Annotated in this window: 24 protein-coding genes, 3 tRNA genes and 1 pseudogene; 11 read left to right on the top strand and 17 right to left on the bottom strand. The window is 67.7% G+C overall.

Going from position 1 to position 26219, the window contains the following annotated elements:
- Positions 1 to 65: 65 nt before the first annotated feature.
- The 3 genes from ACH34R_RS25920 to ACH34R_RS25910 all read right to left on the bottom strand — a co-directional run bounded on the left by ACH34R_RS25920 (position 66) and on the right by ACH34R_RS25910 (position 3380).
- Positions 66 to 1142 carry a hypothetical protein gene (locus ACH34R_RS25920; RefSeq protein ID WP_397564121.1) on the bottom strand — a complete coding sequence of 359 codons (1077 nt, stop codon included), beginning with the start codon at positions 1140 to 1142 and terminating at the stop codon, positions 66 to 68.
- A gap of 117 nt (positions 1143 to 1259) precedes the next feature.
- Positions 1260 to 3080: a glutamine--fructose-6-phosphate transaminase (isomerizing) gene (gene glmS, locus ACH34R_RS25915; RefSeq protein ID WP_397564120.1), complete on the bottom strand. Its 1821-nt coding sequence runs from the start codon at positions 3078 to 3080 to the stop codon at positions 1260 to 1262.
- A 12-nt stretch (positions 3081 to 3092) separates the two neighbouring features.
- Entirely contained in the window at positions 3093 to 3380 is a 288-nt protein-coding gene (locus ACH34R_RS25910) for a hypothetical protein (protein WP_397564119.1), read from the bottom strand.
- A 182-nt stretch (positions 3381 to 3562) separates the two neighbouring features.
- Here ACH34R_RS25910 and ACH34R_RS25905 point away from each other — a divergent pair, with 182 nt between their 5' ends.
- From ACH34R_RS25905 to ACH34R_RS25890, 4 genes are all read left to right on the top strand, one after another.
- Positions 3563 to 5593: an N-acetylmuramoyl-L-alanine amidase gene (locus ACH34R_RS25905; protein ID WP_397564118.1), complete on the top strand. Its 2031-nt coding sequence runs from the start codon at positions 3563 to 3565 to the stop codon at positions 5591 to 5593.
- A gap of 63 nt (positions 5594 to 5656) precedes the next feature.
- Positions 5657 to 5727 (top strand) — tRNA-Cys (locus ACH34R_RS25900).
- Positions 5728 to 5806: 79 nt separating this feature from the next.
- Positions 5807 to 5879 (top strand) — tRNA-Gly (locus tag ACH34R_RS25895).
- A 5-nt stretch (positions 5880 to 5884) separates the two neighbouring features.
- Positions 5885 to 5959 (top strand) — tRNA-Val (locus ACH34R_RS25890).
- A gap of 195 nt (positions 5960 to 6154) precedes the next feature.
- Here the strand turns inward: ACH34R_RS25890 and ACH34R_RS25885 are convergent.
- Positions 6155 to 6424 carry a hypothetical protein gene (locus ACH34R_RS25885; protein ID WP_397564117.1) on the bottom strand — a complete coding sequence of 90 codons (270 nt, stop codon included), beginning with the start codon at positions 6422 to 6424 and terminating at the stop codon, positions 6155 to 6157.
- Between the two features lie 24 nt (positions 6425 to 6448).
- Between ACH34R_RS25885 and ACH34R_RS25880 the strand changes: the two genes are divergently transcribed.
- Complete coding sequence (locus tag ACH34R_RS25880) at positions 6449 to 7834, top strand: transposase (protein WP_397564116.1); 1386 nt, start codon at positions 6449 to 6451, stop codon at positions 7832 to 7834.
- 77 nt (positions 7835 to 7911) lie between these two features.
- Here the strand turns inward: ACH34R_RS25880 and ACH34R_RS25875 are convergent.
- The 3 genes and pseudogenes from ACH34R_RS25875 to ACH34R_RS25865 all read right to left on the bottom strand — a co-directional run bounded on the left by ACH34R_RS25875 (position 7912) and on the right by ACH34R_RS25865 (position 10269).
- Positions 7912 to 8933 (bottom strand): annotated as a pseudogene (locus ACH34R_RS25875) (IS5 family transposase).
- Between the two features lie 69 nt (positions 8934 to 9002).
- A complete protein-coding gene (locus ACH34R_RS25870) occupies positions 9003 to 9347 on the bottom strand; it encodes a tetratricopeptide repeat protein (RefSeq protein ID WP_397564115.1) in 345 nt (114 codons plus the stop codon).
- Positions 9348 to 10131: 784 nt separating this feature from the next.
- Positions 10132 to 10269, bottom strand: a complete 138-nt coding sequence (locus ACH34R_RS25865) for a hypothetical protein (protein WP_397564114.1) — start codon at positions 10267 to 10269, stop codon at positions 10132 to 10134.
- A gap of 27 nt (positions 10270 to 10296) precedes the next feature.
- On the opposite strand from ACH34R_RS25865, the gene ACH34R_RS25860 reads away from it, so the two are divergent.
- From ACH34R_RS25860 to ACH34R_RS25840, 5 genes are all read left to right on the top strand, one after another.
- The gene (locus tag ACH34R_RS25860; protein WP_397564113.1) at positions 10297 to 10509 is read left to right on the top strand and encodes a hypothetical protein; all 213 of its coding nucleotides are present in this window, start codon (positions 10297 to 10299) and stop codon (positions 10507 to 10509) included.
- 253 nt (positions 10510 to 10762) lie between these two features.
- Positions 10763 to 11632: an HAD-IIB family hydrolase gene (locus tag ACH34R_RS25855; protein WP_397564112.1), complete on the top strand. Its 870-nt coding sequence runs from the start codon at positions 10763 to 10765 to the stop codon at positions 11630 to 11632.
- 101 nt (positions 11633 to 11733) lie between these two features.
- Positions 11734 to 12756, top strand: a complete 1023-nt coding sequence (locus ACH34R_RS25850; protein ID WP_397564111.1) for a hypothetical protein — start codon at positions 11734 to 11736, stop codon at positions 12754 to 12756.
- An 85-nt stretch (positions 12757 to 12841) separates the two neighbouring features.
- On the top strand, positions 12842 to 13831 hold the full coding sequence (gene nudC, locus ACH34R_RS25845) for an NAD(+) diphosphatase (RefSeq protein WP_397564110.1): 990 nt from the start codon (positions 12842 to 12844) through the stop codon (positions 13829 to 13831).
- Positions 13832 to 13869: 38 nt separating this feature from the next.
- Positions 13870 to 14658 carry a metallophosphoesterase gene (locus ACH34R_RS25840; protein WP_397564109.1) on the top strand — a complete coding sequence of 263 codons (789 nt, stop codon included), beginning with the start codon at positions 13870 to 13872 and terminating at the stop codon, positions 14656 to 14658.
- Between the two features lie 517 nt (positions 14659 to 15175).
- Here ACH34R_RS25840 and ACH34R_RS25835 read toward each other — a convergent pair.
- From ACH34R_RS25835 to ACH34R_RS25790, 10 genes are all read right to left on the bottom strand, one after another.
- Complete coding sequence (locus tag ACH34R_RS25835) at positions 15176 to 16153, bottom strand: IS3 family transposase (protein ID WP_397564108.1); 978 nt, start codon at positions 16151 to 16153, stop codon at positions 15176 to 15178.
- A gap of 109 nt (positions 16154 to 16262) precedes the next feature.
- Positions 16263 to 17510: an ATP-grasp domain-containing protein gene (locus ACH34R_RS25830; protein WP_397564107.1), complete on the bottom strand. Its 1248-nt coding sequence runs from the start codon at positions 17508 to 17510 to the stop codon at positions 16263 to 16265.
- The gene (locus tag ACH34R_RS25825; RefSeq protein ID WP_397564106.1) at positions 17510 to 18907 is read right to left on the bottom strand and encodes an AMP-binding protein; all 1398 of its coding nucleotides are present in this window, start codon (positions 18905 to 18907) and stop codon (positions 17510 to 17512) included. The genes ACH34R_RS25830 and ACH34R_RS25825 overlap by 1 nt, the downstream gene beginning before the upstream one ends.
- 50 nt (positions 18908 to 18957) lie before the next feature.
- On the bottom strand, positions 18958 to 19203 hold the full coding sequence (locus tag ACH34R_RS25820; RefSeq protein ID WP_397564105.1) for an acyl carrier protein: 246 nt from the start codon (positions 19201 to 19203) through the stop codon (positions 18958 to 18960).
- Positions 19200 to 19574 (bottom strand): hypothetical protein, encoded by a 375-nt coding sequence (locus ACH34R_RS25815; protein ID WP_397564104.1) that lies wholly within the window; start codon positions 19572 to 19574, stop codon positions 19200 to 19202. The genes ACH34R_RS25820 and ACH34R_RS25815 overlap by 4 nt, the downstream gene beginning before the upstream one ends.
- Entirely contained in the window at positions 19544 to 21871 is a 2328-nt protein-coding gene (locus ACH34R_RS25810) for a lantibiotic dehydratase (RefSeq protein ID WP_397564103.1), read from the bottom strand. The genes ACH34R_RS25815 and ACH34R_RS25810 overlap by 31 nt, the downstream gene beginning before the upstream one ends.
- Complete coding sequence (locus ACH34R_RS25805; RefSeq protein WP_397564102.1) at positions 21868 to 23145, bottom strand: hypothetical protein; 1278 nt, start codon at positions 23143 to 23145, stop codon at positions 21868 to 21870. The genes ACH34R_RS25810 and ACH34R_RS25805 overlap by 4 nt, the downstream gene beginning before the upstream one ends.
- Positions 23146 to 23207: 62 nt before the next feature.
- A complete protein-coding gene (locus ACH34R_RS25800; RefSeq protein ID WP_397564101.1) occupies positions 23208 to 23996 on the bottom strand; it encodes an ABC transporter permease in 789 nt (262 codons plus the stop codon).
- The gene (locus ACH34R_RS25795) at positions 23993 to 24766 is read right to left on the bottom strand and encodes an ABC transporter permease (RefSeq protein ID WP_397564100.1); all 774 of its coding nucleotides are present in this window, start codon (positions 24764 to 24766) and stop codon (positions 23993 to 23995) included. Before ACH34R_RS25795 ends, ACH34R_RS25800 begins: the two co-directional genes overlap by 4 nt.
- 1 nt (position 24767) lies before the next feature.
- Entirely contained in the window at positions 24768 to 25775 is a 1008-nt protein-coding gene (locus ACH34R_RS25790; RefSeq protein WP_397564099.1) for an ATP-binding cassette domain-containing protein, read from the bottom strand.
- 218 nt (positions 25776 to 25993) lie between these two features.
- Between ACH34R_RS25790 and ACH34R_RS25785 the strand changes: the two genes are divergently transcribed.
- Entirely contained in the window at positions 25994 to 26152 is a 159-nt protein-coding gene (locus ACH34R_RS25785) for a hypothetical protein (RefSeq protein WP_397564098.1), read from the top strand.
- Positions 26153 to 26219: the final 67 nt, after the last annotated feature.

Genomic DNA, 26219 nt, shown 5'->3' with positions numbered 1-26219 from the left:
ACCACTGTGCCGCATTGGTGGAAAGGGATCTCAGAGGGCTTGGGCCGACGACTGGTAGCGGTGTACTAGTAGCGGTGTGCGCAGCAACCCCAGGAGATCGTGTTCGCGTGGATGGTGTCCGGCCTGTTGAGCAGGCCCAGGTCACGCAGCGCGGCGCGGGTCCTGCGCGTCTCGCCGCCCAGCCACTGCGCGAACCCGTCGCCGCCGAGATGGTGCCGGACCCACGCGTGCGTACGGCAGGTCCGCCGCCAGCGGGCCGAGGTCTCCAGATGGTCGCAGACCGCGACCGCCGCCGCCCGCTCCTCCGCGCTCATCCCCGCGGGCCCGAGCAGCCCGCACCAGTCGGCGTAGTCGACCCGCACGCCGCACTCCAGCAGGCTCGGCGCGTCGATCCCCTCGACCGGCGCGGCCGAGGAGACCGCGAGCGCCCTGGCGCGGCCGGAGGACAGCCGGGCCGCCCACTCGCGTACCGGGCCGATGCCGGCCGCGACCCGCCCGCCGAGCACCGCCGCGGCGGCCTGCGCCGGGTCGCCGTAGGCGGCGTACTGCACACGCCGGGCGTCCACCCCGAGCCCCTGGGCGATCATGCCGAACAGCACGTGCTCGGCCCCGCCCATCGGCCCGCCCGCCACCACCAGGGCGGCGGCGTCACCGCGTAGCACGTCGGCGAACTCCTCGAACCCCCGCAACCTGGACGCCCGGGACACGACCAGGACCTCCCGCTCACCGAGCAGCCGGGCCAGCGGCGTGGCCTGCGCGAGGATCTCGCCGGAGTCGTCCATCTCGGCCGCGCTCAGCATCGGCACGCCGGTGAGCAGCCAGCGCTCGCCCGTTCCCCAGCCGGAGGCGACCCGTGGGGTGGCCCCGGTGCGGTCGCCGCCGAGCGCCGCCGTGGCCACCGCGGCCGGGGCGCCGTGCCGGCAGTCCACGCGGACGTCGCGTACCAGCCCCTCCTCGCGCAGCGTCCAGGCGATGGCCCGGGCGATCCGCTCCGAGGACGCGCCGGCGGCGGTCGAGGCGACGACGGAGACCCGCGCGAGGGGGGCGCGTGCCGTACGGCCGGCGGCGCAGCCCGCGAGCCCCGCGCCGCTCCCGGCCGCCGCGACCGCGGCCCCGAGCGCGAGAAACCGCCGCCGGCGCATCGCACCCTCCCCCAGCAGGACCGCGACCAGTAAGGCTCCCTAACCTCCCACTACCCAATGCCACCAAATCATCACAAGCCGTGACGCCTCCCGTTATGCCGGATCAGCGGCGGCGGCTCACTCCACGGTGACGCTCTTGGCGAGGTTGCGCGGCTTGTCCACGTCGCGGTCCAGCGCCACCGCCGCGTGGTAGGCCAGGAGCTGGAGCGGGATGGTGAGCAGGATCGGGTCCAGCTCGGTCTCGTTCTTCGGCACCACCACGCAGTCGTCGGCCAGCCGGGGATCGGCCGCGCGGTGCCCCACCATCAGCACCCGGCCGCCGCGCGCGCGGATCTCGCCGAGCGTGGTGAGGTTCTTGTCCAGCAGCTCGTCGTCGGGGACGATCGCGACGGTCGGCATGTCGGGGCCGATCAGCGCCAGGGGGCCGTGCTTCAGCTCGCTCGCCGGGTACGCCTCGGCGTGGACGTAGGAGATCTCCTTCAGCTTCTGCGCCCCTTCGCGGGCCACCGGGTAGCCGCGCACCCTGCCGATGAACATCATGCCCGCGTGGTCGGCGTACTTGCGGGCCAGCCCGGCGATCTCGTCGTCCTTGGCCAGGATCTCCTCGATCTGGGCGGGCAACCGGCGCAGCCCCTCGCAGATGCGCCGCCCGTCGGCGGGCGACAGGTCGTGTACCCGGCCGAAGTGCAGCGCGAGCAGCGCGAAGGCGACCGCGGTGGAGGTGAACGCCTTGGTGGAGGCGACCGACACCTCGGGCCCGGCGTGCAGGTAGATCCCGCCGTCGCACTCGCGGGCGATGGCACTGCCCACCGTGTTGACGATGCCGAGCACCCTGCCGCCCTTGCGCTTCAGCTCCTGCACGGCGGCGAGAGTGTCATAGGTCTCGCCGGACTGGCTGATCGCGACGTAGAGGGTGTCGTGCTCGACGACCGGGTTGCGGTAGCGGAACTCGCTGGCCGGTTCGGCATCGGCCGGGATGCGCGCCAGCTCCTCCACGAGCTGGGCGCCGATCTGGCCGGAGTAGTACGCCGAGCCGCAGCCGATGATCTTCACCCTGCGGAACGCGCGGGTCTCGTGCGGGGTGAGGTTGAGCCCGCCCAGGTGGGCGATGTGGAACCGGTCGTCGACCCGGCCGCGCAGGGTGCGCGCGACGGTCTCAGGCTGCTCGGAGATCTCCTTGAGCAGGTAGTGCTCGTAGCCGCCGGTGTCGTAGTGGCCGGCGTCCCAGTCGACGGTGAGCGGCTCCTTGGCGGTCTCGGTGGCGTCCATGGTGAAGGTGTGGAAGCCGTCGGCCTTGATCGTCGCCAGCTCGCCGTCCTCCAGGTGGACGACCTGGCGGGTGTACCGGACCAGCGCGGCCACGTCGGAGGCGGCGAACATCTCCTTCTCGCCGATGCCGAGCACGATCGGGCTGCCGTTGCGGGCGACGACGACCTCGCCGGGGCGCTCGGCGTCGAGCACGGCTATGCCGTACGTGCCGACCACCCGCTTGAGCGCGGTGCGGACCGCCTCCTCCAGCGAGTCGGTGTCCTTGACGGTACGGGCGATCAGGTGCGCCAGCACCTCGGAGTCGGTCTCGGAGGTGAAGGTCGCCCCGTCCACGGTGAGCTTGGCGCGCAGCTCGTCGGCGTTCTCGATGATCCCGTTGTGCACGACCGCGACCCGCTCGGCGCCGTCCACATGCGGGTGGGCGTTGACGTCGCTGGGCACGCCGTGGGTGGCCCAGCGGGTGTGGCCGATGCCGACACCGCCCTTGAACCGCGCGGGAACGGCGGCGGCCAGGTCGGCGACCCGCCCTTTGACCTTGCGGGTGCGCAGGGTCTTGTTGACGATGGCGAGACCGGCCGAGTCATAGCCCCGGTACTCCAGCCGCTGCAAACCCTCCAGCAGGATCGGCGCCGCATCCTTGGATCCGACATAGGCCACAATTCCGCACATCGAGCGTGCTCCTTACCCGTAGACGATCCTGCGAAGCTGCCGCACGGACAGCTTGGGGGCGGCCACCCGCCGTTGCGGCAGCTCACCGGCGATCCGCGGAAAGATCTCCTCGTTCGTGAGCCCGCGCGCCTTCAGCTCGGCATGGCGGCGCCTGACGAACTCCTCCACCGGCTCGGAGAAGAACGCCAGCACGTCGGCCACCACCCGGGCCGCCTCGCCGCGGCCGAGCGGACTCGTCCGGGTGAGGTGCGCGATCAGATCTTCATGCTGATGCCAGGCGTGGGACACAGCGCAGGACATTACGCAGTCGCCGCTCGGTATACCAAGGGTTCTGCCCGATTCCGGGCAGAATATGGGCCGAACTCTAGGTCAGATCTTCTTTTCCGTTCCCTCCAGGTAGGACATGATCAAGCAGGCGTCCGCCTGACATGGCTCATTATCGTCTACTCTGAGTAGTCGAACAGCAGCAGGGAGTAGTAGTCATGCGCCGTGTCTCGCTGGCCGCCGCCGTGGCCGTCGCCTCCTTCCTCGCCCTGCCCGCGACCGGGCTCGCCGAAGACCGCCAGACGACCTACCGGCAGGCCGCGCGGGAGTACGGCGTGCCGGAGAGCGTGCTGCTCGCGGTGTCCTACCTGCACTCACGGTGGGACACGCACGACTGGCTGCCGAGCGCGTCGGGCGGCTACGGGCCGATGCACCTGGTGGACGCGGAGGCCGTGCGAGGGGCGGGGCACGGCGAAGGCGACCGGCGGGGCGACGAGCGCCGCGGCCCGCTGCGGGTGCCGCCCGCTCCGGCCGCCGCCCCTTCCCCCGGTTCCGCGACGCTGCGCGAGGCCGCCGCGCTCACCGGGCTTCCCGCCACGGCGCTGCGCTCCCAGGCCGCGGCCAACATCCGCGGCGGCGCGGCGCTGCTGGCCGAACGCCAGCGCCGGCTGCGCCTGCCCCTGTCCCCCGACCCGGCCGCCTGGTACACGGCCGTCGCCTCCTACGCCACGCCCGGCAGCCCGGCCACCGGCTTCGCCGACGAGGTCCTCGCCACCATCAGGACCGGCATGGCACGCACCACCGACGACGGGCACGCCGTGCGCCTGACCGCCACGCCCGTGCCACCGGTGCCCCCGGCCGCCCGCCGGCGCGGGGCCCCGGCCGCCGAGTGCCCGTCGTCGCTGAACTGCGACTGGATACCCGCCGCCTACCGGCGGACGGGCAAGGGCGCCTACGGCAACCACGACAGGTCGCACGGGCCGCGCAAGATCGACTACATTATCGTCCACGACGGCGAGGCGACCTACGACACCATGACCAGGCTCGTCGCCGACCCCAAGTACGTGAGCTGGCACTACACGCTGCGCTCCAGCGACGGCCAGGTCGCCCAGCACGTGCGCGGCCGGGACATCGCCTGGCACAGCGGCAACTGGTACGTCAACGCCCGCTCGATCGGGCTGGAGCACGAGGGATACCTGGCGCAGGGCGGGGCCTGGTACACCGAGGCGATGTACCGCGCCTCGGCCAAGCTGGTGAAGTACCTGGCGGCCAGGCACGACATCCCGCTCGACCGGGAGCACATCCTGGGCCACGACAACGTCCCCGGCATCACCCCGGCCCACGTCAAGGGCATGCACGACGACCCCGGGCCCTACTGGGACTGGGCCCGCTACTTCGACCTGCTGGGCGCGCCGCTGCACGGCCACGGCGAGGACCCGCCGCGCTTCAACGCGGCGGCCGGTGAGGAGTACGAGCAGTGGCCACCGGACGCCGGGTGGGACGAGGGCGACCCGACCGGCGCGCACGAGGAGGCGGCGGCCGGCGAGCCCGACGCCTCCGGGGACGCCTACCACGGCCCGGACGATCCGCTGCTGCGCGGCGACGAGCGGCGGGCGTCCGCCGGCACGGTCATGATCCTGCCCTCCTACGACCGTCACCGCCCCTACTTCACCGGCTGCGACAAGAAGCGCCCCGCCGTACCCTGCCCCTCGCGCGGCGCGGCCTCCGTCTGGCTCTACACCGACCCGCGCCCCGGCGCACCTCTCGTCTCCGACATCGGCAAACACCCCACGGGCGGCTCCACCCGCAGCGTCTACGACCACGCCGCCCGGGTGTCCACCGGCCAGCGCTACGCCGTCGCGGGGCGAAGCGGCGACTGGACCGCGATCTGGTACCTGGGCCGGCGGGCCTGGTTCCACAACCCGCCGAGTGCCCCCACCGCCGTCCCCGTCAAGGCCCGCACCGTCACCGCCCGCGACTCCTCCGCCCCCGTGTACGGCCGGGCCTACCCCGGCGCCTCCGCCTACCCCCGGGGGATGAGGCGGCAGAAACTGGTCCCGCTCCAGTACCGCCTCCCCGCGGGCCAGCGCTACACGATCGGCCTCACCGTCCCCGCCACCTACCTGCGCGCCTCATCCTTCAACCCCGCCCGCCACCGGCTGGTACGCGGCAGGCTCACCTACCACCAGATCCAGTTCGGCCACCGCGTCATGTTCGTCAAGGCCAAAGACGTCGAGCATTCCCCCTGACCGCGCGTCACACCCCCGCCCTCACCCCCTCCGCGATAGAATCCCCTGGTCATTGCGGTTTCCGGTGGAGTGGCCGAGAGGCGAGGCAGCGGCCTGCAAAGCCGTGCACGCGGGTTCAAATCCCGTCTCCACCTCTCACCGCCGGATCGTCCACCCCCGAAATCCGCTAGAGTGGTCGAGCACGCCGGGGCGCACACCGCCCCAGGCGATCACGCGGACGTGGCTCAGCTGGTAGAGCATCACCTTGCCAAGGTGAGGGTCGCGGGTTCGAATCCCGTCGTCCGCTCTGTGGGGCGATTAGCTCAGTGGGAGAGCGCTACCTTGACACGGTAGAGGTCACTGGTTCAATCCCAGTATCGCCCACCACCATTTCCCCTGGCCACAGGCCCGGGGATCACACTTCCTAAGATCGTTGATCATGAGAACGGGAGCAGAACGGGAGCATGCCGCTCCCCGAAGATCATTTCCCGACTCTCCCACGGGTAGGGGTCACCGCTCCCTCACCACCCAGTCTCGGGTGGAGTTCGCCTGCCGGCGGGCAGCATCGGGACCACCCCCGGCTCATCGTTTCCCTCCCGCTCGGACGGTCTTCGCCAGGCCGGCGTAGCGGCGTTGCAGCCCGCTGTTCAACCGCCGCCGCATCAGCTCGGTCACATGGCTGTACCGGCCCTGGATGCCGCCCATCTGGTGCCCCATCCGCTCACACACGAGCACTTCGGGGACGTCCAGTTCGTCCAGCACCGTCTTGTGATGGTGCCGCAGCCCGTGAAACACCGCCCCGGCAACGACCGGCGGCACCGCCTCTTCCGCCGGTTCGCCGGAGGCCGGCATACCGGTGCCGGTGGCGCCGCCCGGGTGTCCGTCACAGGCCGGGCGCCACAGGCGGTCGGAGCGCTGCGGTTCGATCTGCGGTGGAAGGCCGCTTGCGGGCTGGGTCTGTATGACCGGGGGTTCGATCCGTCGCTGCTGACCTACATCCGGCGTCGGCTGGCCCGCTCATCAGACCCGGACCGGATCTTCGGCATCGTCCGCACCGTGGTGGAGCAGACCGGGGTGCTGACAGGCCGGACGCGGCGGGCGCTGGACTCGGCGGTGCTGGCCGATGCGGTCGCCACCCAGGACACCATCACCCAGCTGATCGCCGCGATCCGCCGGGTGGCCCGCCAGGTGCCCGGCGCGAGCGCGATCGTGGCGGCCCACTGCCACGCGCATGACTACACCGCCCCGGGCAAACCGAAGATCGCCTGGGACGACGAGGAGGCCAAGAACGCCCTGGTCAGCGGGCTGGTCGCCGATGCGCTCACCCTGCTGGACCGCCTGAGCGGCCAAGACCTGGACGAAACAGCCGAACACGCGATCGGCCTGCTGGCGCTGATCGCCGGCCAGGACGTCGAACCCGCCGACGACTCTGATGGCACCGACGGCACCGATGGCCGATGGCGGATCGCCCGCCGCACCCCTGCGGATCGGATCATCTCCACCGTCGACCCCCAGGCCCGCCACATTCACAAGAGCGGACAGCAACGCGACGACGGCTACAAGGCTCACCTGGCCGTCGAGCCGGAGACCGGCCTATTCACCGCCGTCGCCCTGCGACCCGGCGCCGGCGCCGCCTACCACGAGAGCGCCGTCGCCCCCGCCCTGCTCGCCCATGAGCGCGGGCCGCTGCAGATCCTGGCCGATGCCGCCTACGCCGCCGCCGGCCTGCGCGCCACCCTCACCACCGCAGGGCACCGGCTGCTGATCAAACCACCCGCGCTCAAACCCGCCGTCCCGGGCGGGTTCACCCTGGACGACTTCTCCATCGACACCGGCGCCGGCACGGTGACCTGCCCGGCCGGGCACACCGTCCCCCTCGCGGCACAAGGTGGCCGCTACCGGCAACGCCGCGCCACCTTCACCGGCTTATGCGCCGCCTGCCCCCTGCGTGATCGCTGCACCACCGCCGCCACCGGCCGGGTGGTGACCATCCGCCCGCACCACGATCTGCAGGCCGCCGCCCGCCACCAGGCCGCCACCGACCCCGCCTGGCAGGACGACTACCGCCGCTGGCGGCCGATGGTGGAACGCGCCGTGGCCTGGCTGGTCGCCCGCGGCAACCGCCGCCTGCGCTATCGCGGCACCCGTGCCAACGACCGCTGGCTCCACCACCGCGCCGCCGCTCTCAACCTCCGCCGCCTGATCACCCTCGGACTCGCCCACACCAACGGTATCTGGACTCTCACCCTGATCACTCCATGACGAGACGGTGGGCCGACCCATGCCGACCCACCGAGCAAGATCTTCAGAATGCTCCTAGGAGCTGTTTGAGGTTCGGATCATGTGGTCGAGGTGAGGAGTTTCAGCCACATGACCGAGCCTCGGAGGTGGAGCCCGGCCTCGTAGCTTTCCCGGGACTTGTCGTACCGGGTCGCCAGCCCGCGCCAGGCCTTGATCTTCTGAAAGCAACGCTCAACGGTGTTGCGCAGCCGGTAGCGCACCGCATCGAAGCCGACCGGCCGCCCGCCGGCCGAACCCCTCTTCTTCCGATTGGCCTGCTGATCGCTCTTCTCCGGGATGACCGCGATGATCCGGCGGCGGCGCAGATAGGCCCGATCGGCCTTGGAGGAATACGCCTTGTCCGCGGCCACCGCAGCCGGGCGGGTCCGAGGACGGCCGACCCGGCCGGGGACGCGGATCTTGTCCAGGACGGTGATGAACCGCGGGCAGTCGGCGGCCTGCCCGGGCGTGAGCACGAAGGCCAACGGCAACCCCGCCGCGTCGACCGCGGCATGGACCTTGCTGCTCAGCCCGCCCCGGAATCGGCCGAGCCCGGCAGCCTTCGCCCGGGCCTCGCGGCGTCGCCGGGTCAGGACGCGATCGTGGCCCGGCGACGCACCCGCTCCCTCGACGCCGGATGCGACCTGCGGCACATCACCCGCAGCACCGGCGGCTGCTCCGCAAGCGGAGCCCCCTTTTCCTCGGTCAGCGCCTGCTCCAGCGCATCCAGGGTCTCCCCGGCCACCGCCGGCCCGGCCGACTCCTGATGCGCCCGCACGATCGTGGAGTCCACACTGACCAGCTCCAGCCCGACCTGCCCACGCGATGCCGCCTCAGCGATCAGCGCGTCCATCAGCCTCTGAAACACCCCGGTCTTGGCCCAGCCGTTGAACCGGGAGTAGACCGTGGACCACGCCCCATACCGTTCCGGGACGTCACGCCGGCCGGACCCGGTGCGAAACCGCCACAAGATCCCGTTGAACTGATCACGCACCCGCCGTGGCAGCGGTCCGGTAGCCGCCACCGGCAGATGCGGCTCGATCAACGCCCACTCGGCATCCGTCACATCAAAGCGTGCCACACCCGAGGTTCTATCAGCCACGACCAGCCCGCCACCGGACCTCACCAAGATCCGAACCCCAAACAGCTCCTAGAACCCGCCCAGGACATTGGCCTCCCCCAGCCGGTCACCGAGCTGCTTATACAGCGCGAGTGCCCGCTCACCCAGGCCCAGTGCCTCCGCATGCCCCTTGGTCATGCGCCTGGCATACGCCATGACGTGCAGAGTATTAGCTTGTCCCCACAGATCGCCTGCCTCTTCAAACAGCGCGAGCGCCCGCTCCTTCAGCTCCCCGGCGTCAGCATATTCGCCGGCCTGGTATCGGGCCCATCCCAGGTTGCAGAGGGCAGCGGCCTCGGCGGCCGGATCACGCAGGCGTTGGGCTGTGATAGCCACGCTGTGGTAAATCATGGCGGCCTGCTGGGCTGTGCTCACACTCCGACGTACACCTGTGCAGCGGGAGACCAGCCGTACGGGCGAGGTTGTCACTTCGTGCGCCACACGCAGGCGTCGCATGGTGGAGGGGCGTTGGCCACGCATGGCGCCTCCGCGCGTGGGCCCACCGAAAGCCCGCCGGAAGAAGTGGACATAAAGTGGCCTGTGGAATGGACATTCCAGCGCTGTACCGTGCGCACGAAGGTATGGCCACCCCATCGAACACACGTCACAGGAGTGAAATACGCACCAGACAGATCGCGTCGCGCGGAGTGGTGGAACTTTCCCGCAGGCGGAGTTCCTGACCCGTGCGATGTCCGATTTGATAGTTCCCAGTTACATCACTCGATGGGACACCATCACCAGACACTTTCAAACGAAGACCGCCGGTCGCGAAAAGCTGGGGCCCTTTTGGGCGGCTTAGTCTCGCCCTGTCGAGCACGGGTTCGCCGACTACCGAAGCTGTCTGAAAACCGACCCCCTTGATGCTAGGAGGGCGATCAAAATGGAGGAGCAGGCGCAGATCCGCCGAGCCCAAAGGGATAGCCATCAAGGCGATCACCGGGCGACTGGGAATCTCCCGGAACACACTGCGCCAAGCGCCGGCATCCAATGCCCCACCGAAGCATCAGCGGCCCTCGCGCGGGTCGATGGCCGATGCGTTCGAGTCGCAGATCCCCCTCCTGCTCACCACGTGGCCGACGATGCCCGCCCCGCTGCTCGCAGAACAGATCGTCGGCCGGCCGTGACCGGGCCGGAGTATGCGAGTGCCGGCCCGGGGGGATCAGGTGGCTCGCGAGCCTGGGCAGATCGCCCGGTGCAACCTGTGGTTCCCCGAGACGAAGATCCCGATCCCGGTCGTCGTGGGCCGGCGGCGGGTGTCGCCCGTGCTGGTGATGACGCTGGGGTCTTCCTGGTTCATGACCACGCTCCCGGGCCCGGCCGGGGTGTGGTCACCGACACCGCCACCGCAGCCACCGCCGCTCACGCCACCGACGCTGCGCAGATGTCAGCGGCGCCGGTCGAGGATCGGCAACGACGTCAGGTGGCGCTGTGTCACCACGCCGACGGACACACTGTCGAGTTGTGGACGCTGCTGGATCACGACGCCCTGTTCGGCGTCGACTTCACCAATCCCGAAGAGGAAGTGAGCAACCCATAGTGAGTACCGCCACCAAGACGAAGGCGGATTCCGCCCTCCAAGACGGCATACCGTCGATGCCCGCTGATCCACAGATAGACCGTGCCCTCGTGATTACCACAGATCGTTTTGGAGCTGGAGACCCGTTCGCAACCCTAGCCGATATCGAGCGCGACACCCGGCTTAAAGAGGGGGCAGGTCGCGTTGCTGCTCAGTGTAGGAGTTGGCTCTACCCGCTCATACAGAGCGATAGAACCTGCCCAGTCATTCACAAATGACGAAGACATGGACGGTGCTACAAGGCTCGCTACTCGTATCGGACCTCGACGGCACCCTACTTCGCCCGGACACTACTCTCGGCGCAGAGACGGTTGCTGTTATCAACCAGTACGTCGCAGACGGCGGTCTTTTTACCTACGCCACAGCTCGCTCGTTTACCTCTGCCGCACCACTTACCGCTTCCCTGAAGCTCCGGCTGCCTGTTGTCACGTATGGGGGCGCCATTATCGTCGATCCGAACACTGGTCGGGCAAGGCCTCCGCAGGTGCTCACACCCGATGTCGCCGACGATGTACTTGAGTGGAGTGGCAGGCATCGACGGATTCGGCCGATCGTCTTCGTCATGCATGAGGAGCGAGATCGTGTGTGCTGGCAAGCCGACCGGTCAACTCCCAGGGTTGAGGCGTTCCTCGCCCGTCGGAGGAATGACCCCCGCCTGCTGCCCATATGCGAGTTGTCGTCAATCGACCGTTATGCGGTTTTCAATATCGCAATCGTCGGCGACTACGAACCACTCCTCGAACTACGTGACATCTTAGCCGCAAGCCACGATACCTGCTATCAAGTCTTGTCTGAGGACATCTACGCTAAAGGAGATTGGCGGCTCGATGTAATGTCGCGGACGGCGACCAAGGCTGCAGCGCTGTCCAGCCTGAGAACCGAACTGAATGCCCCCGCTCTAATATGTTTCGGCGACAGCCATAACGACCTTCCAATGTTCGAGATCGCCGACATCGCCCTGGCCGTCGAAAACGCCGAACCCGAGGTCCGGGCCGCTTCCATGGGTATAATCGGACGTAATTCAGATCAGGGTGTGGCAGGCTGGATCAGCCGGTATGGACAGAGTCAACGACTCACGAGGTGATCGCCAAGGCTGAGCGTATTGGGCTCATCAAACCAGCATGGCGTCAGTGAGCGATTATTTGATTGGTCAAATGCCATATACGACTAGAGGTGAGGGCGGCCATGCTGGGAATACTGGATACATACGCATACCGATCGGCCGAAAGGCAACGGGATCCCCGGGATCCCCGTGTGCTCTCGGTGAAGACACTGCTGAACTCTGGGGTGGTGGCGCCGTCCGTTCACTATGACGATAATCCCGAGCGACATCCGTCTTGGGAGGTCTACAGCCGCCTAATGCGGTACGCGCGTGTACCCATAGAGACCACTACGGAATCCTGGAAGCTGCTACTTGCCGGACTTCGTGAACAGGAGGCCATAAATCGGCAGTACGGTCAAATGAGGTCAAAGCCTGCGAGCCATAAGTACTGCGAATTCGCTGATATCTTGTCGAACTTGCTACTCGTGCGGAAGGACAGAAGGCTGGCGCTCTGGTCGGGCGGAGCCGATATCAGTGAATATGCAGCAAGGAAGGGATTCGAGGTACTGGAGTCGACGGCGCTCGGCTCGATACTCAACCAACTGCGAATTCATCAAGAATGGAAGCTACAATCCCCATTGTGGTATGTAATATCACGAAGGTTCTTGGAGCTTTACTCTGGACAAGTTCACATCTTTCTGGCCGCCTACGAGGCGCCCTACGACAATAGTAGCTGTCTTATGCGGCATGAAGTGCCAATCTTGCTCGATCTGGCCAAATCCGGCAGGATGCCGAAAAGGATGGAATGGCATCCAGTCTACTACGCAATGGAAGATGGCGAGCAGGTGATTAAGGAGATAACGGCCGATCTCCAATTGGTGAAAGATTCAACTTTCCATAGCGTTGACGATTGTATGAGCGTGTTGATCAGATACCTCGCGTTGAAGCATCGCCCGGGAAACGACAATGCGGAGCGAGCTTTCCGGGAGGCCTTACTGCGATTTCAAAATTATGATGAAAAGTATGATGAATGGTCGGTGAGCAGGTTTCCGTCAAGCCGCCGTGACCGCCGTGCGTTGCTAGCGGCGCTGAATCCGGTGGCTCCGCTCTCCGGCTTTTCCCGTAGAGAGTCTATAATTCACACGGCTCTGAGTGGCACTCCATGACGAATCTCGGCTCTGCACGCCGACGGAGCTATCAACAACTTCCCGACCATGGTCGTACCCGTTTCATGCGAGAGGCCGACTGTTCATGAATGAATCCAGGTCGCGTGATCCGCATTACGCTCCCGCTTCATGGGCCCGTCAAGGTAAGCGATCCAATGACGCGCCTACATTTGCGCGGACGGGAATGGTGCGCCATACTCATCGACGAACCGATGAACGGTTGCTGAATTCGCTCTGGAAGAGCGATGGAGCCCGATGCTTCCTGATTTCAAATGGTCAGACTATTGTCCGCAGAAATCGCTCTGAGGGGCTGGATATCGTCACATTCTCTCCTACTTCTGAAGAAGCATGGGAAGGAGGCCAGCGATACTACCTGGGAGACGACTCCTCCGGCTTGAGCTACTTTTCGGTGCGTCAGGAGAGCTTGGACAAGTCGGCCGCGGGCGCAACATGGCTCTGTGGTCTTCGAGAGGGTGGCGAGCTGCTCTCATCAACCCAAGTGGGTCTACTCGTCCATGCGGTTTCGCTCGATAACTGGCACGAGCGACATCGTTTCTGCCCTCGCTGCGGAAGCATGACCGTCTCGGCCGCCTGGGGGCACATGCGCTATTGTCCGGCGTGTTCAGCCGAGCACTACCCGACTAGCGATCCAGCCGTCATGGCGTTAGTGGTCGACGCTGAAGAACGAGTACTGCTCGGCCATCGACGTGGCTGGCCCACGGGCCGGCTTTCGCTGATTGCCGGTTTCGTAGATCCTGGCGAATCGCTTGAGAGTGCTGTTGCCCGGGAAGCCGCCGAAGATTATGGGGTAAGGATTGAGCGGGTATGCTATGCCGCAAGCGAGCCTTGGCCCTTCCCCACGGGCTTGATGATCGGGTTCATAGCCCGGGCTGAATCGCATGATTCTGGGCTCACCCTGGACGGCGATGAAGTGGACGAAGCCGTCTGGGCTTCTCGCGACAGGTTTCGCCGAATGATCGAGACCGGAGAAATGCTAAAGCCTCTCGGCTCTTCGTTAGCCGCCCAGCTCATCGAATCATGGTACGGGCAGGACCTTCCATCCCGGCAGTTCTAGGCCACGGTAGATGAATCCTGCTCGAGAGGAATGATGGCGTGCGTATCCACGTGGTTTCTGATGTCCATGGCAATTCGGACGCGCTGGCGCGTGCAGGTGACGGCGCTGACGTGCTCGTAGTGCTGGGCGATCTGATCAACCTCGTCGACTACCACGACTACAGCGGCGGTATCCTGGGTAGCTTGTTCGGCCCGAAGAAGGTGGCCACCCTCGCGCATTTCCGGCGCAGCCAGATGCGAGCGGAGCTGGCCGAGTACAGCCGACGGTTGTGGGACGGTTTGGACAACGCCGCCGACATGCTCCGGGACGCGATCCGCGAGCAGTATTCCCGGCTGTTCGCCGCCATGACCGTGCCAACATACGCTACGCCCGGCAACGTCGATGCCCCGGAGCTGTGGTCGGAGTTCGCCAATGACCGACTCACGGTCTTGGACGGCGCGGTGGCCGAGATCGGCGGCCTGCGATTCGGGTTCGTCGGCGGCGGACTGCGGAACCCGGCCGACCGAGGAGGGCGCTCCGACGTGTGGATGCCTTACCTACGCACCGCGGACGAGTACAAGGCCGGTGTCGAGAAGCTGACTGATGTCGATGTTCTGTGCACGCACATCCCGCCAGCGGTGCCGGCACTCACCTATGACGTTGTCGCTGGCCGGCCTGAACGTGGTTCAGAGGCCCTGTTGGATCTGATCATTGAGCAGCAGCCGCGTTGGTCGTTGTTCGGCCACGTACATCAGCCGCTGTCAGGGCGAATGCGCATTGGGGTGACCGACTGCGTTAACGTCGGCCATTTCCAGCGCATGCAGGAGCCATACGTATTGCGCTGGTGAGCGCCCCGATCGGCCGGACCACCGTCGCCGAACACGCCGACGCCGTGGCCCACCAGGCGCACCTGCTTTTGCCGACGCGCCGCACCTGAATCCCCCGCCGCAGACCAGCCGTGCCGCTTGAGCAGCGTGGCCACCCCGCCACCTCAGTATCCAAGACCGCGAACAGCTCATCGCTCAGCAACGGCAGCGACACCAGGCCCTTAGGTCGGGTCGCCCGGGGGAATCACGCCCCCGGGCTCCCACAGAACGGAGCGTGACAGTCTCCCGTCACTCCGCTCTTATCATCCTGATCACCAGTAACAAGCGGTCCATGCCCAATGGGCGAAGAGCCGGGGATGCTGGCGGGTGATGCGCTGCCAGGCTTGGTCGGCTTTCTTGAAGGACCGTAACCGCTTGTATTTCTTGCGGATCCAGCGCACCAGGTAGGCGTTGATGCGCTCCAGGAAGGGCTGCAGCGCCGAACGGTAGAACGCTCTGAGGTGCCCCGCGTCCTCCGCACAGCTTCCTGATGATCAGTTCATGATGCGAGCTGCCGGCTCAGGTACTCATGGTGCACCTCAAGCGGTGTCCGGTACCCATTCGCGGAATGAAGCCTCCGCCGATTATAGAAACCCTCGATGTACTTGACAACCTCTCGTCGCGCTTTGGCCCGGCTGGTGAACACCATCCCGTTGAGCCGCTCGTTCTTCAACGCGCCAAAGAACGATTCCGCAAGCGCATTGTCCCAGCACACACCCGTGCGCCCAACGGATCGCCGCATGCCGTACCGGGCTAGGTGCCGCCCGAATTCCCCACTCGTATAGTTCGAGCCGCGGTCGGAATGAAAGACACACCCCTCCTCCAACGCGATATTACCGGCGGCCACGTCGATCGCGTCACAGATGAGCGCGGTCTTATAATGGTCGGCCATCGCCCAGCCCACGACCATCTTGGAATGGCAGTCGATCACCGTGGCGAGATAAACGAACCCCTCCCAGGTGGGAATGTAGGTGATACCGCCGACCAGCTTGATACCCGGCCGCTCGGCGGTGAAGTCCCGCCGCACCAGGTCGGGAATCCCCTGGAACGAACCGTCCGGCGAGGTGGTGACCGGGCGCCACGGCCGGCTCTGTGAGGGCCGCAGGCCCAGCTCGCGCATCAGGTTCCGGACGAGCTCGTCGTCGGCCTGTTCACCCGATCGGAGCAGAGCCGCGTGAATCCGCCGATAGCCGTACGTCTGATGGCTGTCCTCGAACAACGTCTCGATCTTCTCCTTCAGACGTTCACGGCGCTCGCCGTCCCGGTCGCGCCGGAGACTCCGACGATGACCCGGCGCGGCGCACCGGCGATCGGCGCGTTCATCGTGCGCCTCTGTTGATCGGCTGGTTTCATGGGACCAGCCGCGGCCCCAGAGCCGGCCGAGATTTCGGAGCGGTATAAGGAGATCGCGGGCTTCTCCGCCACCCCCCGCGTCCCGGGCGCCGAGTGGCGGGGTGGCTCGGGTGCTCGGTGGCATATTCTCACTTTCCGCGAGGTACGGCCGGGCGTTCAGCGCTGGGGGGTGGCGAGGACGCCGACCCAGGGCTCCATCACCGAAATCACCGGGGTCACCGGGAAGCCGTGGGCTAGCGTAGGACTCGCATGCTGGCGGAATACCGCCGCAGCTTGACGTAATCGCGTTCCACCTGAGCCGGGTCCTGGTGGGCCAGCAGGGCCCAACCGAGCCGTAACGATGACAAGAGATCTGTGGTCGCCTGGATTTGGTCGCCGTCGCGGATGTTCAGGTGCATGCCCCGGCAGGTCGGCAGGGCACGGATCGACTCGTACGCTGCGGTGTTCGTGACGACCCCGCTGTCGGTGGCGATGAACATAGCCACCTTCACCGCTCGGCGCAGTGTGAAACCATCAGGTTGGTCACGCTCGCCCCGCAGATGTCTGACGAACCGTCCGACGGCGTTGTCGCCGGTGGCCAGTGCCGCCGCCGCGGCCATGCCGCTTCCGGCGATTCGGGAGTTGACCTCGATCAGGCGCGGCCCGTCCGGGGTGAGCATCACCTCGGTGTGCGCGGGCCCGAATCGGAATCCGAGGGCGTCCAGGGCCTGGCGTACGTGGGCGATGAGCTCGGGAACGTGGGGTTCGTCCATGGCCAGGAATTCGACGTCCCGGTAAACGGCGAAGCTGTCGCCGTTGCTCACCTTGGTGTAGCGGCAGACATCGGTGACCGCGTGCCGACCGTCGGCGGTGAATGTGTTGATGACGTATTCGGTTCCGATCAGGCGGCGCTGGAGAACGACCTCCTCGTTGCGTACGCCGGTGGCGTTGGTGCGGCCGAGCAGTCCTGTGACGATCGGCCGCCAGCCCCGTCCGCCCGGGGCCAGGGTCACGCCGTCGGTGGAGACACTGGTCGTGGGTTTGATCACCAGGTCGTGTCCGGCGACGTCCGGGCGGACGACGAAGGAGCTCGCCTGTTCCGGGTCGCGTACGCAGACCGTTGGGGTGACCGGCAGCCCGGCCGCGGCGACTGCGGCGGTCATGTGGCCCTTGTGGTTGCGACAGTGGGCGAGAGCGGGCAGGTTGGCGGACGCGGGGGTGAGGCGTGCCGCCAGCCGGTCGGCGAGGGTGACCCCGCTCTCTGAGCCCGGGATGATCGCGGCGATGTCCAGCGGGGCGAGCTCCGCCACGAGAGTTTCGACGCCGTCGTCCTGGATCAGCGCCCGATCGAAGTCGTCCGGACGGAAAGCGGCGGTGAACTGGGCTGCGGGAAACGGGGTGGATCGGACGGCGATTGGGGTGAAACCCGCGCGGCGCACGGCCGGGGCGTAGAGTACGCCGGACGAGTACGGGTCGACGATGACCACGAAGCGGCCGGTCATCAGGCGGCTCCAGTCTCGACGACGGCGAGGAGCGCCTGCCGATCGATCTTGCCGTTCGCGGAGAGTGGCAGGCTGGGCAGTGCGATCACCTGATCCGGTGATTCCGGGCCGAGGGTGCGCAGCAGGGCCTTGTGCAGTTGGCGCGCCGAGGTTGCCTCGTCGGTCTCGACGCAGAGCAGGATGGTGCCGCCGGTTGCCGGGCCGGTCTGCACACAGCAGGCCTGGGTGACGCCGGCGAGCCGGTTCGCCGCCTCCTCGATGGCACTGAGGTCGACGAAGACGCCGCGCCGCTTGACCCGGGAGTCGAGGCGGCCCTTGATGATCAAGTTGCCATCCTCGTCCATGGTGGCGTTGTCCTGGCTGTGGAAGACCGTGGTGCCTGCGGTCCGCCGCAAAGCGGCCCTGTCCGCTGCGGACGCCGTGCCGTCCAGGTAGCCGAAGGACCCGTCGGGGGTTTCGATGCCGACCCGGAAGAGACCATCGGCGGCCTCCAGTGGCAGCAGGCGCGTGTTCGGCAGCGGCCGGCCGACAGGTTGCAGACCAGGACGGCGCTCCACCGGCACGGGGTACCAGAACTTGGCCAGCGTGGTCTCCGACGGACCGTAGAGGTTGCCGATCCGCGAATGCGGGGCCATGGCCCGCCAGCCGTCCACATGGCAGGCGTGCAGCGGCTCCCCGGCGAATATCGTCCATCGCAGGTGGTCGAGCCTCGCGCCCGGTGTCGCAGCAAGCCAGCGCGTTGCCAGTCCAGGGACCGCGTGCACGATATCGATCCGTTGCTCGGCCAGCCAGGGGACGACCGCACGCGGATCGGCGCGGGTGGCAGAATCGGCCGTGATGAGCTGCGCACCGGCGCACAGAGCGGCGAAAATCTCGCGGAAGACGACGTCGAACGTCGGAGGACTGATCATGGCGATCCGGTCGGCAGGGCGGATGCCGAGGGTGGCGATCTCCCAGTCGACGAAGTGGAGCACGCCGCGTTCGTGCGCGACGATGCCCTTCGGCGGGCCCTGGGTGCCCGAGGTGAAGCTGATGTATCCCGCGTCGTCGCGCAGCGTCCGCGGTTGCGGTGCGCCCGGGGCGATCTCGGGACTGGGGAGCACGTCCATCAGTAGCGCCGGCCGGGTCGCTTCGAGGACGGCGGCCCGCCGTGCCGCCGGGGCGAGCGGATCGACGAGGAGCGGTACCAATCCCGCGGCCCGTACGGCCAGGAAGGCCGGGGCCAGGAACGTCGAGTCCAGGACCCGGAGCGCCACCACGGCCCCGGGCGGCGGCGCGTACGCTGCCAGCGACCCGGCCCAGGTATCGGCCCGCTCGACGAGCTCACGGTAGGTGAGGGTGGCCCGCGGCCCGGCGATAGCGACGCGTCCGGCCCTTTCGGCGGCGATGTCCCGCACCCGGCTCAGCAGAGCGGAACGCGTCCCCTGCGGCTTGGTGTCAAGGGTGGTCATGCGGGGGACCCGGCGTTGACGAGCAGCCCCTGGTGAATCTCGGCCAGATTCTCGGAGGCGTAGATGGTGAAGACGTCCATGGGGGTGCCGAAGCGCTCCTCGAACAGCAGGGACAGATGGGCGGCGGTGAGCGAATCGCCGCCGACGTCGAAGAGATTGCTGTCGGCGGTCAGCCCCTGGACTCCGACGACCTCCTCGACGAGCGCGACGACCTGGTCGAGTTCGGTAGCTGCGCGATTCATCGAACTGATTCCTCTTTCTGTGAACTGATGTTGCCGGCGAACAGATAGCGATGCTGACGCAGGATCAGCGCCTCGTTGGACAAGGTGAAGACGTCGGCGAATTCGACCGCCATGGTCGGACCTTCGGTATGGACTTTTCCGAGTACGACGACGCGGCGGCCAACGGCCAGAAATTTCCGCGGTTCGTGCCGGGTCCGTGCCTGGAACAGATCGGGTATGTTGACCTGCACGGTGGCGTCCAGCAGCGAGCTGTAGCCGTCGAGGTCATCGGCGTCCACGTAGTGATAGGCGAGGTGGATGTGCTCGACGCCGAGCGCGGTCAGGATGGAGGAGAAGCCGTTCATCGGCTGTTCGGCGTACGGCGGTCGCACGCCGCGAAGCGCAGCTCCGAGGTATAACGAGGGCCGGTGGCGCTGCCGAGCCAAAGCTCGTCGGGACCGGGCGTCATCTCGACGAACGTGAGAGTGGTCGCCGCACCGGCGGCCCCCTCCCGCGACGCGCGGCGGATGGCCGCGGCGAGGATGTCAATGAAAATCGGCGCGGCGAAATCAACGTAGAACGGTTTGGTCTCAACCGGGGATTTGACGAAGACGCACCGGGGAAGACCGAACAGCGCCGCGAACCGGCGCGCCGCGACGAAGCGGGATGGGGCGTCCTTGATCCGCGCAAATTCCAGCGCGTCCACGGTGAAGCGCCAGCCCTCGCGGGCGAGAATCACGTCGTCCACCGAGATGCGCGGGCGGTGCGACCTGATCGGGAACAGACCGAAGTGCTGGAGCATCAGTCCTTTCAGGATCTCGCTGAACAGGTCGAAGACGTCGAACCCCGCGTCGTGGCCCGGTGTCGACACGACGAGCCGGCCGTCGTCGTCGTGCACGAGGGCGTCTGCCGCCAGGACGGTGATTCCCGTCCGGGGCAGCGGGACGTGCGGCATGGTGACGAACCGGTGGTCGTGGTCGCGGTGCAGACCCGGGTGAGAGCGGTTGGTGAAGGGCGGCCGGCTCTCGGTCGGCAGGGCCGGCATGAGCAGGGGCCCGGGGAAGGAGGCGTCCAGCCCGGCACGCAGCAGATCGGGGTCGCGATTGCTCTGGATGAGGGAGATGTAGTCGAGGGAGTTCATCGCGGGGTGGACCTCGCCGAGGATGACGGTGTAGTTCCCTTCCCGGACGTCGTCCTCGCTGTCGGCGGCCACCATCACATCCGGGCAGGACAGCCGTGCCTGGGTCCAACCGGGTCCGGGCGCGTCGAACATCTCCTTGAACGCCGTTTCGAGCTCCACCCAGGTGAACTCCGCGCGGCGTTCGCCGCCGCCGTCCCCGAGAACGGCTTCCCACCTGCGGTGGAACTCGGCCATGGCCTCCTGCACGACCGCGTCGAACCGGCCGCCGATCAGCGGCGTGCACTCGCCCCAGAAGGTGGCCACGTCCACGTCGGCCCCGGAAGGGACGCGGTCACGGGCGGACCGGTACGCGGCGCGGACATCCGGCTCCAGCCGCTCGCGGATCCACCAGGTCAGCCAGCGGATACTGTCCAGTACACCGGTGATCGGGCGCATCGACTCGACGAACCGGTCGCCTATCCGCACGGACACATCACGGCGGCAGTCAAGGTACGCGAGCGTGCGTCCGCCGTACGCACGTCCGGCGTTACGGGTGCTCTCGGTGCCGGTGAGCCGGTGAAAGGTCTGCCCCAGCCGGTCGAGCTCGCGGCGTAGCTCAGCGGGCTCGTCCCACACGGCTTGCAGCCGCCGCCTGCCTTCGACCAGCTCGCCGGCCTGGCCGGTCGTCTCCGCCCGTACGGCCTCGTCGTCGATCCCGTCGAGCAGGGCGAGCAGGTCCTCCTCGGCGGTCAACGAGGTGGGCAGTTCGAGGCGCCAGATCAGCCATCGTTTGCGCCGCAGCCGGTCGAACAGCGCGAACGCCGCCTCCTCGGTGGCCACCGGAAGGTCCGGTGCGTCGATCAGCAGCCGAGCCAGGCGCCGGGCGGTCATCGTGCCGTCGGCCGCGGTCAGCACGGTGGCGGTCAGCGGGTCGACCGTCTCGCCACTGCCGTACGGAAGCCGGGCCCGGTCGCCGTCGAGGCGCAGCATCGAGCTGCGGCGTGGGCGCAACCAGGGCCGCAGGTCGTATTTCGCGGCCAGGCTGCGGGCGAGCGTGTCGACCGCCCACCGTTCGAGGTAGACCGTGCCCTCGGCGACCACATCACGGCCCGGAGTGACGTCCAGCGCAGCGTCGCCGCCGACCGACGCCCAGGCGGTCGGCCCGAAGAACCCGATGGACTCGTTCTTGAGGCAGTAGCGCTGCCAGTAGGTCGCGATGGCCTTCTCGCGGTCCCGCCGCCTGCTGGTGGCGGGCCTGCCCTCGGCGACCTGGCGTAGAAACGGTTCGACCCCGGTGTCCAGGAACCGGGCGTTCTGCCAGTTCACCGCCAGGCGGAAACGGTCGGACCCGGCCACGGTGGCCAGTTCCCCGCTGGTGCGCTCGGCGGCGGCGTGCCAGGCCGCACGGAACTCGGCGTCGTCGGCGCCGGCCTGGTCCGCCAAGGCGGCGAGGCGGTCATCGGCGAGGCGCTGGACCGCGTCGGCGGGGAAGCCCGCGCTGCGGACCATGGCCGTCGGCCAAAGGCTCCACTCGCTCTCACCGATGCGGACGGAATGCGCTGTGGTCATCGGATGGCTCCCAGAATCGTGTTCACGTGGTCGGTGTAGCCGTCGGCGAGCCGTCGCAGCAGGTCGCGGACGCTTTCCCGGTCGACGTCGTCGGAGTCGCAGAGGAATCTGAACAGATAGCCGCCCGAGACGAGCGGAACCACCTGTAGCTCGATCCAGCGCATCCCGCGCAGATACTCCGGATGCTTGTCGCGATAGTGCTCGCCGGTGATCCCGGCCACCGGTTCGGCGAAATAATTGATCACCAGTTGTCTCCGCCCGCAGGGGTCCCAGTCCAGCTCGCCGGAGTCGGCGCAGGCCGCGACGACGAACTCCCACGGGTTGTGCAGCCGGCCCAGGATCCGGCTCCAGGCCCCGCGTACGGCGTCCAGCGCCGTGCCGAACTCCCGCAGGCCCTCCCCGGCGACGCGCAGCGGGACCTGAGTCGCCATCCAGCCGTAGGCGGCGGCGAAGTCCGGCGGGCGGCCGGGGGTGGTGATCGCGAATGACAGGTCATCAAGGCCGGCGCCGTTGGCCAGGGTGGCCGCGAACGATGCCAGGGCGAGCGTGAACGGGGTCGCCCCGGCTTCGCGGGCGGCTGCGGCGGCGCTCTCGGCGTCAACCGGGACGTGGACGCTCAGCGCGACGGCCCCGCGGCTCACGCCGGGCGAAGCGTCGCGCACACCGGGCAGCGGTGTCGCCCGGCGCGGTGACGTGCCCCCCAGCGCCGCCGTCCAGAACTCGCGCGCCCGCCTGCGGACCTCGGGGTCCCCGGGGTCGAAGTGAAGGCGTTGCTGACGTGACCATTCGTCATGACGACCACCGCCCCGGACGGCGTCCGGTTCTCGGCCGGTGAGGATCTCGCGGACCATCAGGCCGACGGTGACGTTGTCGCAGATCATATGGTCGATGACCAGCAGCGCGCGCCGGGGCGCACTCGGGGCGGCACCCGTACGCCGGAACACCACCAGCCGCCAGATGGGTCCGTTCGGTGCCCACTCCACCCGGCGGGCCGCCCGGGACGCCTCGTCCATCTGGGACGGAGTGGCACAGGTGACGTAGTAGATCGGGGCCGCGAGCCGATCGGCGTACGTGACGCCCTCCCGGTCGTATGCGACCGTCCGCAGCCCGCGCTCTCGCTCGATCATCCGGCGCACGCGCCGGTGTAGTTCCTCTTCGGAGATCGACGCGGGAAGGTCAAAGGACTTCGAGATGATGTCCTTCCCGTGCCAGTTGCGCTGCGCTGCCTCTTGTTGCAGGGAAAGCGGCCCGCAGGTCAGGGAGCTGGTGGTCATCGGGTTCCTTCGGGCAGGGTTCGAGCCCGTCGAAGCGGACGGCGGTACGGGCGGGGGAGCGGTCACGACGCGAAGTCCAAGGTGCCGCGTCTGCGTCCGCGCCGGATGATCGTGGTGACGATGAGCAGGCAAACGGTCAGCCACCCCGCACCGACCAGCACCTCCTGTGCGGCCGGTAGCAGTGCGCCGGTGAGATCCCCGGCGATCGTGCGGCGTACGGCCAGCAGCCCGTGAGTCAGCGGGAGTACGGACGACACCCATTGGACCGGTTCGGGATAGAAGTCCAGCGGCACGTTCACTCCGCACAGCAACATCAGGGTGACCAGGCCGACGTTGGTCACGACCATCTCGATCGACCGGAAGCCCAGCAGCAGGCTGCCGGCGAGAATCCCGAAGCAGTACGCCGAGGCGGCGACCACCGCGATCAGGCCGATCACCACGGCCAGGTGCGGCCACGGCAGTGGCATGCCGAAGAGGAACGCCGTCACCAGCAGAGCGCCGGAGGCCGAGACCGTGCCGTCGATGATCAGGTACGAGCCGCGAGAGGCGAGCACGACCGCGGGATGGGTCGGCCCGGCGGCCAGCAGCGGCAGGGTGCCCGCACTGCGCTCCCAACTGACCATGTTGACGGCCCACATGCCGACCATCGCGGCCAGCATCACGGCGTTGCCGACCAGCAGGAACTCGGTCTGCTCCGGCGAGCCGACCATCCGCCCGACCAGGGCGAAGAAGCTGACCTGGGCAACGACCCGGACGAACCAGTTGGTCAGCCAGGTCTTCCAGGTGAAGATCGACATATAGTCGCGGGCGCCGAGCCAGAAGGCGCGACGGATGACCAGGAGCAGGTTCATCGCAGCCCCAATTCCCCGGTGCGCCGCACCTGGACGAGCAGCCACCGCAACACGGCGGTGCCCGCGATCAGCGCGCAGAGCCCGAGCAATGCGATCATGGCGATGCCGAGCACCGGGTGCGGTACCGGTCCGGCGTCCATTGCGCCCCGCAGGAGATCGGCCGACCAGGAGAGGTAGACCGTCCTCGACAGCGGCTGCATCCAGTCCGGCAGCAGAGCGACCGGCACCAGGATCCCGCCGAGCACGTAGAACGGGAAGCTGGCCGAGTTGGAGAATGTGACAGCGTTGCGGGCCAGCACGAAGGCCACGGCCATCAGCAGCGCGGTCGCGGCCGTCGCGAACAAGGTCAGGACGAAGGAGACGATGAACAGGCCCCAGTGATGCACCGTGACGTCGCTGTGCAGCACGTACCGGGCGAACAGCCAGGTCTCGGCGAATGCCAGGATCCCGGGGAGCACTGTCGCCCCGATCCGGCCGAAGACCACGCCCGCGAAGCCGGCGGGGGCCGACACGACATACTCGATCGTGCCTTCCCAGCGATCGGTCTGGATGATCCAGCCACCGCTGAACAGCGCGAACGCCCACAGGGCCATGTAGAAAGGCGCGAGCGCGGCGGCACCGCTCAGATCCTGCCGCCCGCTACTGCTCATGATCATCGCGAAGATGCCGCCGTACAGCGGGGCGGTGAGCAGAGGGGTGAGCTGGTCGGGATAGTGACGATAGAAGCGCAACTGGAGCAGGAACCCGGCGCGCACGGCATCCAGGTCCATGTCAGACCTCCAGCCCGCGGTCGCCGATGAGCCGCAGGTAGACGTCCTCAAGGGAGGGTTGGAGGGTGCGTAGTGAGGTGACGCCGCGTTCGGCCGCGAAGCAGAGCACCTGCCGGAAGTCGTCCGGCGAGCGGATCAGGACCCGTGTGGTCCCGCCCTCGGTGGTGACCGAGGTGATGCCCGGGAGCCCGGCCAGCGCCGCGGTCAGGCAGGCGTCGACGCCGTCCAGTTCGAGACCTTGCGCGACCGACACCAGTTCAGTCACGGCTCGCGGCGAGCGGGTGGCGACGATCGCGCCGTCGCGCACGAAACTGACCCGGTCGCATAGGCTCTCGGCCTCGGCCATGTCGTGCGTCGCGAGCAGAATCGTGCGCCGCTCCCCCCGCAGCTCACGGATCAGTGTGCGGAACTCGCGTGCGGCGACGGGGTCCATGCCCATGGTCGGCTCGTCGAGGAACAGGACCTGGGCGTCGTTGATCAGGCCGCGGGCCAGATGCAGCCGCTGCTTCATGCCTCGTGAGTACGTCTCGACCCGCACGTCGGCCTTCTTCTCCAGGCCGAGCCGGTGCAGCAGGTACTCGATGCGCGAACGCAGGCGCTTGCGCGGAACCTTCTGTACGGCGCCCCAGAACTCAAGGTTCTGCCGGGCGGTCAGTCGCGTGTAGAGGCCGCGGTCGCCGCCCATGACCAGGCCGATCAAGCGACGGACCTCGTGACTCTGGCGCACGACGTCGTGGCCGTGGATCGTCGCCCGCCCGCTGGTCGGCAGGAGGATGGTACTGAGGATCTTGACGAGAGTGGTCTTCCCCGCGCCGTTCGGGCCGAGCAGCCCATGCACCTCGCCCTGGGCGACGGTCAGGGAAAGGCCACGAAGCGCACGCACCGGAGGTCCTTTCCGGTCGAACTCCCGGGCCAGATCGACGGCGTTGATCGCGGGGGTGGCCTGCGGTTTTGTGTCCGGGACGCGGTCTGGGGCGAGCGTCGCCGGATCGAGGCTATTTAGGGTCATCTATTGCTCCTTGAATGCCGCCCCGGAAGGGCTGGCGGGATCGGCACGATCAATCTCGCCGGGCGGCTTATCGCCCAGGCATTCCATCTGCATCAGCACCGGTAATGGCGCTGATAACGCGGTGATAGCGGCGAAATGCGGCCGGAATGGGCGTCGGCCGCACGCTTATTGCAACGACGCGGCAACGCCGCAGGGATGACGATCGAAGGAGACCTGAGATGAACGTCAAGAAGTCCGCCGCTTTCGCGGCTGTCGCGGCCATCGCGTTCACCCTGTTCCCGGGCACGGCCGAGCTCCCGAAGCGATCAGAGCACGGGCTCTCGGTCACCGGAACGCCGCTGGCCATGAGCGCGTTCGGCGATACCCCGTGGACCTGACAGAACACGCCCGCCCGCGAAAAAGGCTGAGACGCTCTCCGCACAGGAGCGAGTGCTCCTGTGCCGA

The organism is Spongiactinospora sp. 9N601 (genome assembly GCF_044326295.1).
Lineage (GTDB): Bacteria > Actinomycetota > Actinomycetes > Streptosporangiales > Streptosporangiaceae > Spongiactinospora > Spongiactinospora gelatinilytica.
The sequence above is the reverse complement of the archived record's forward strand: the minus strand, read 5'-3'. Positions and strand labels throughout refer to the sequence as shown.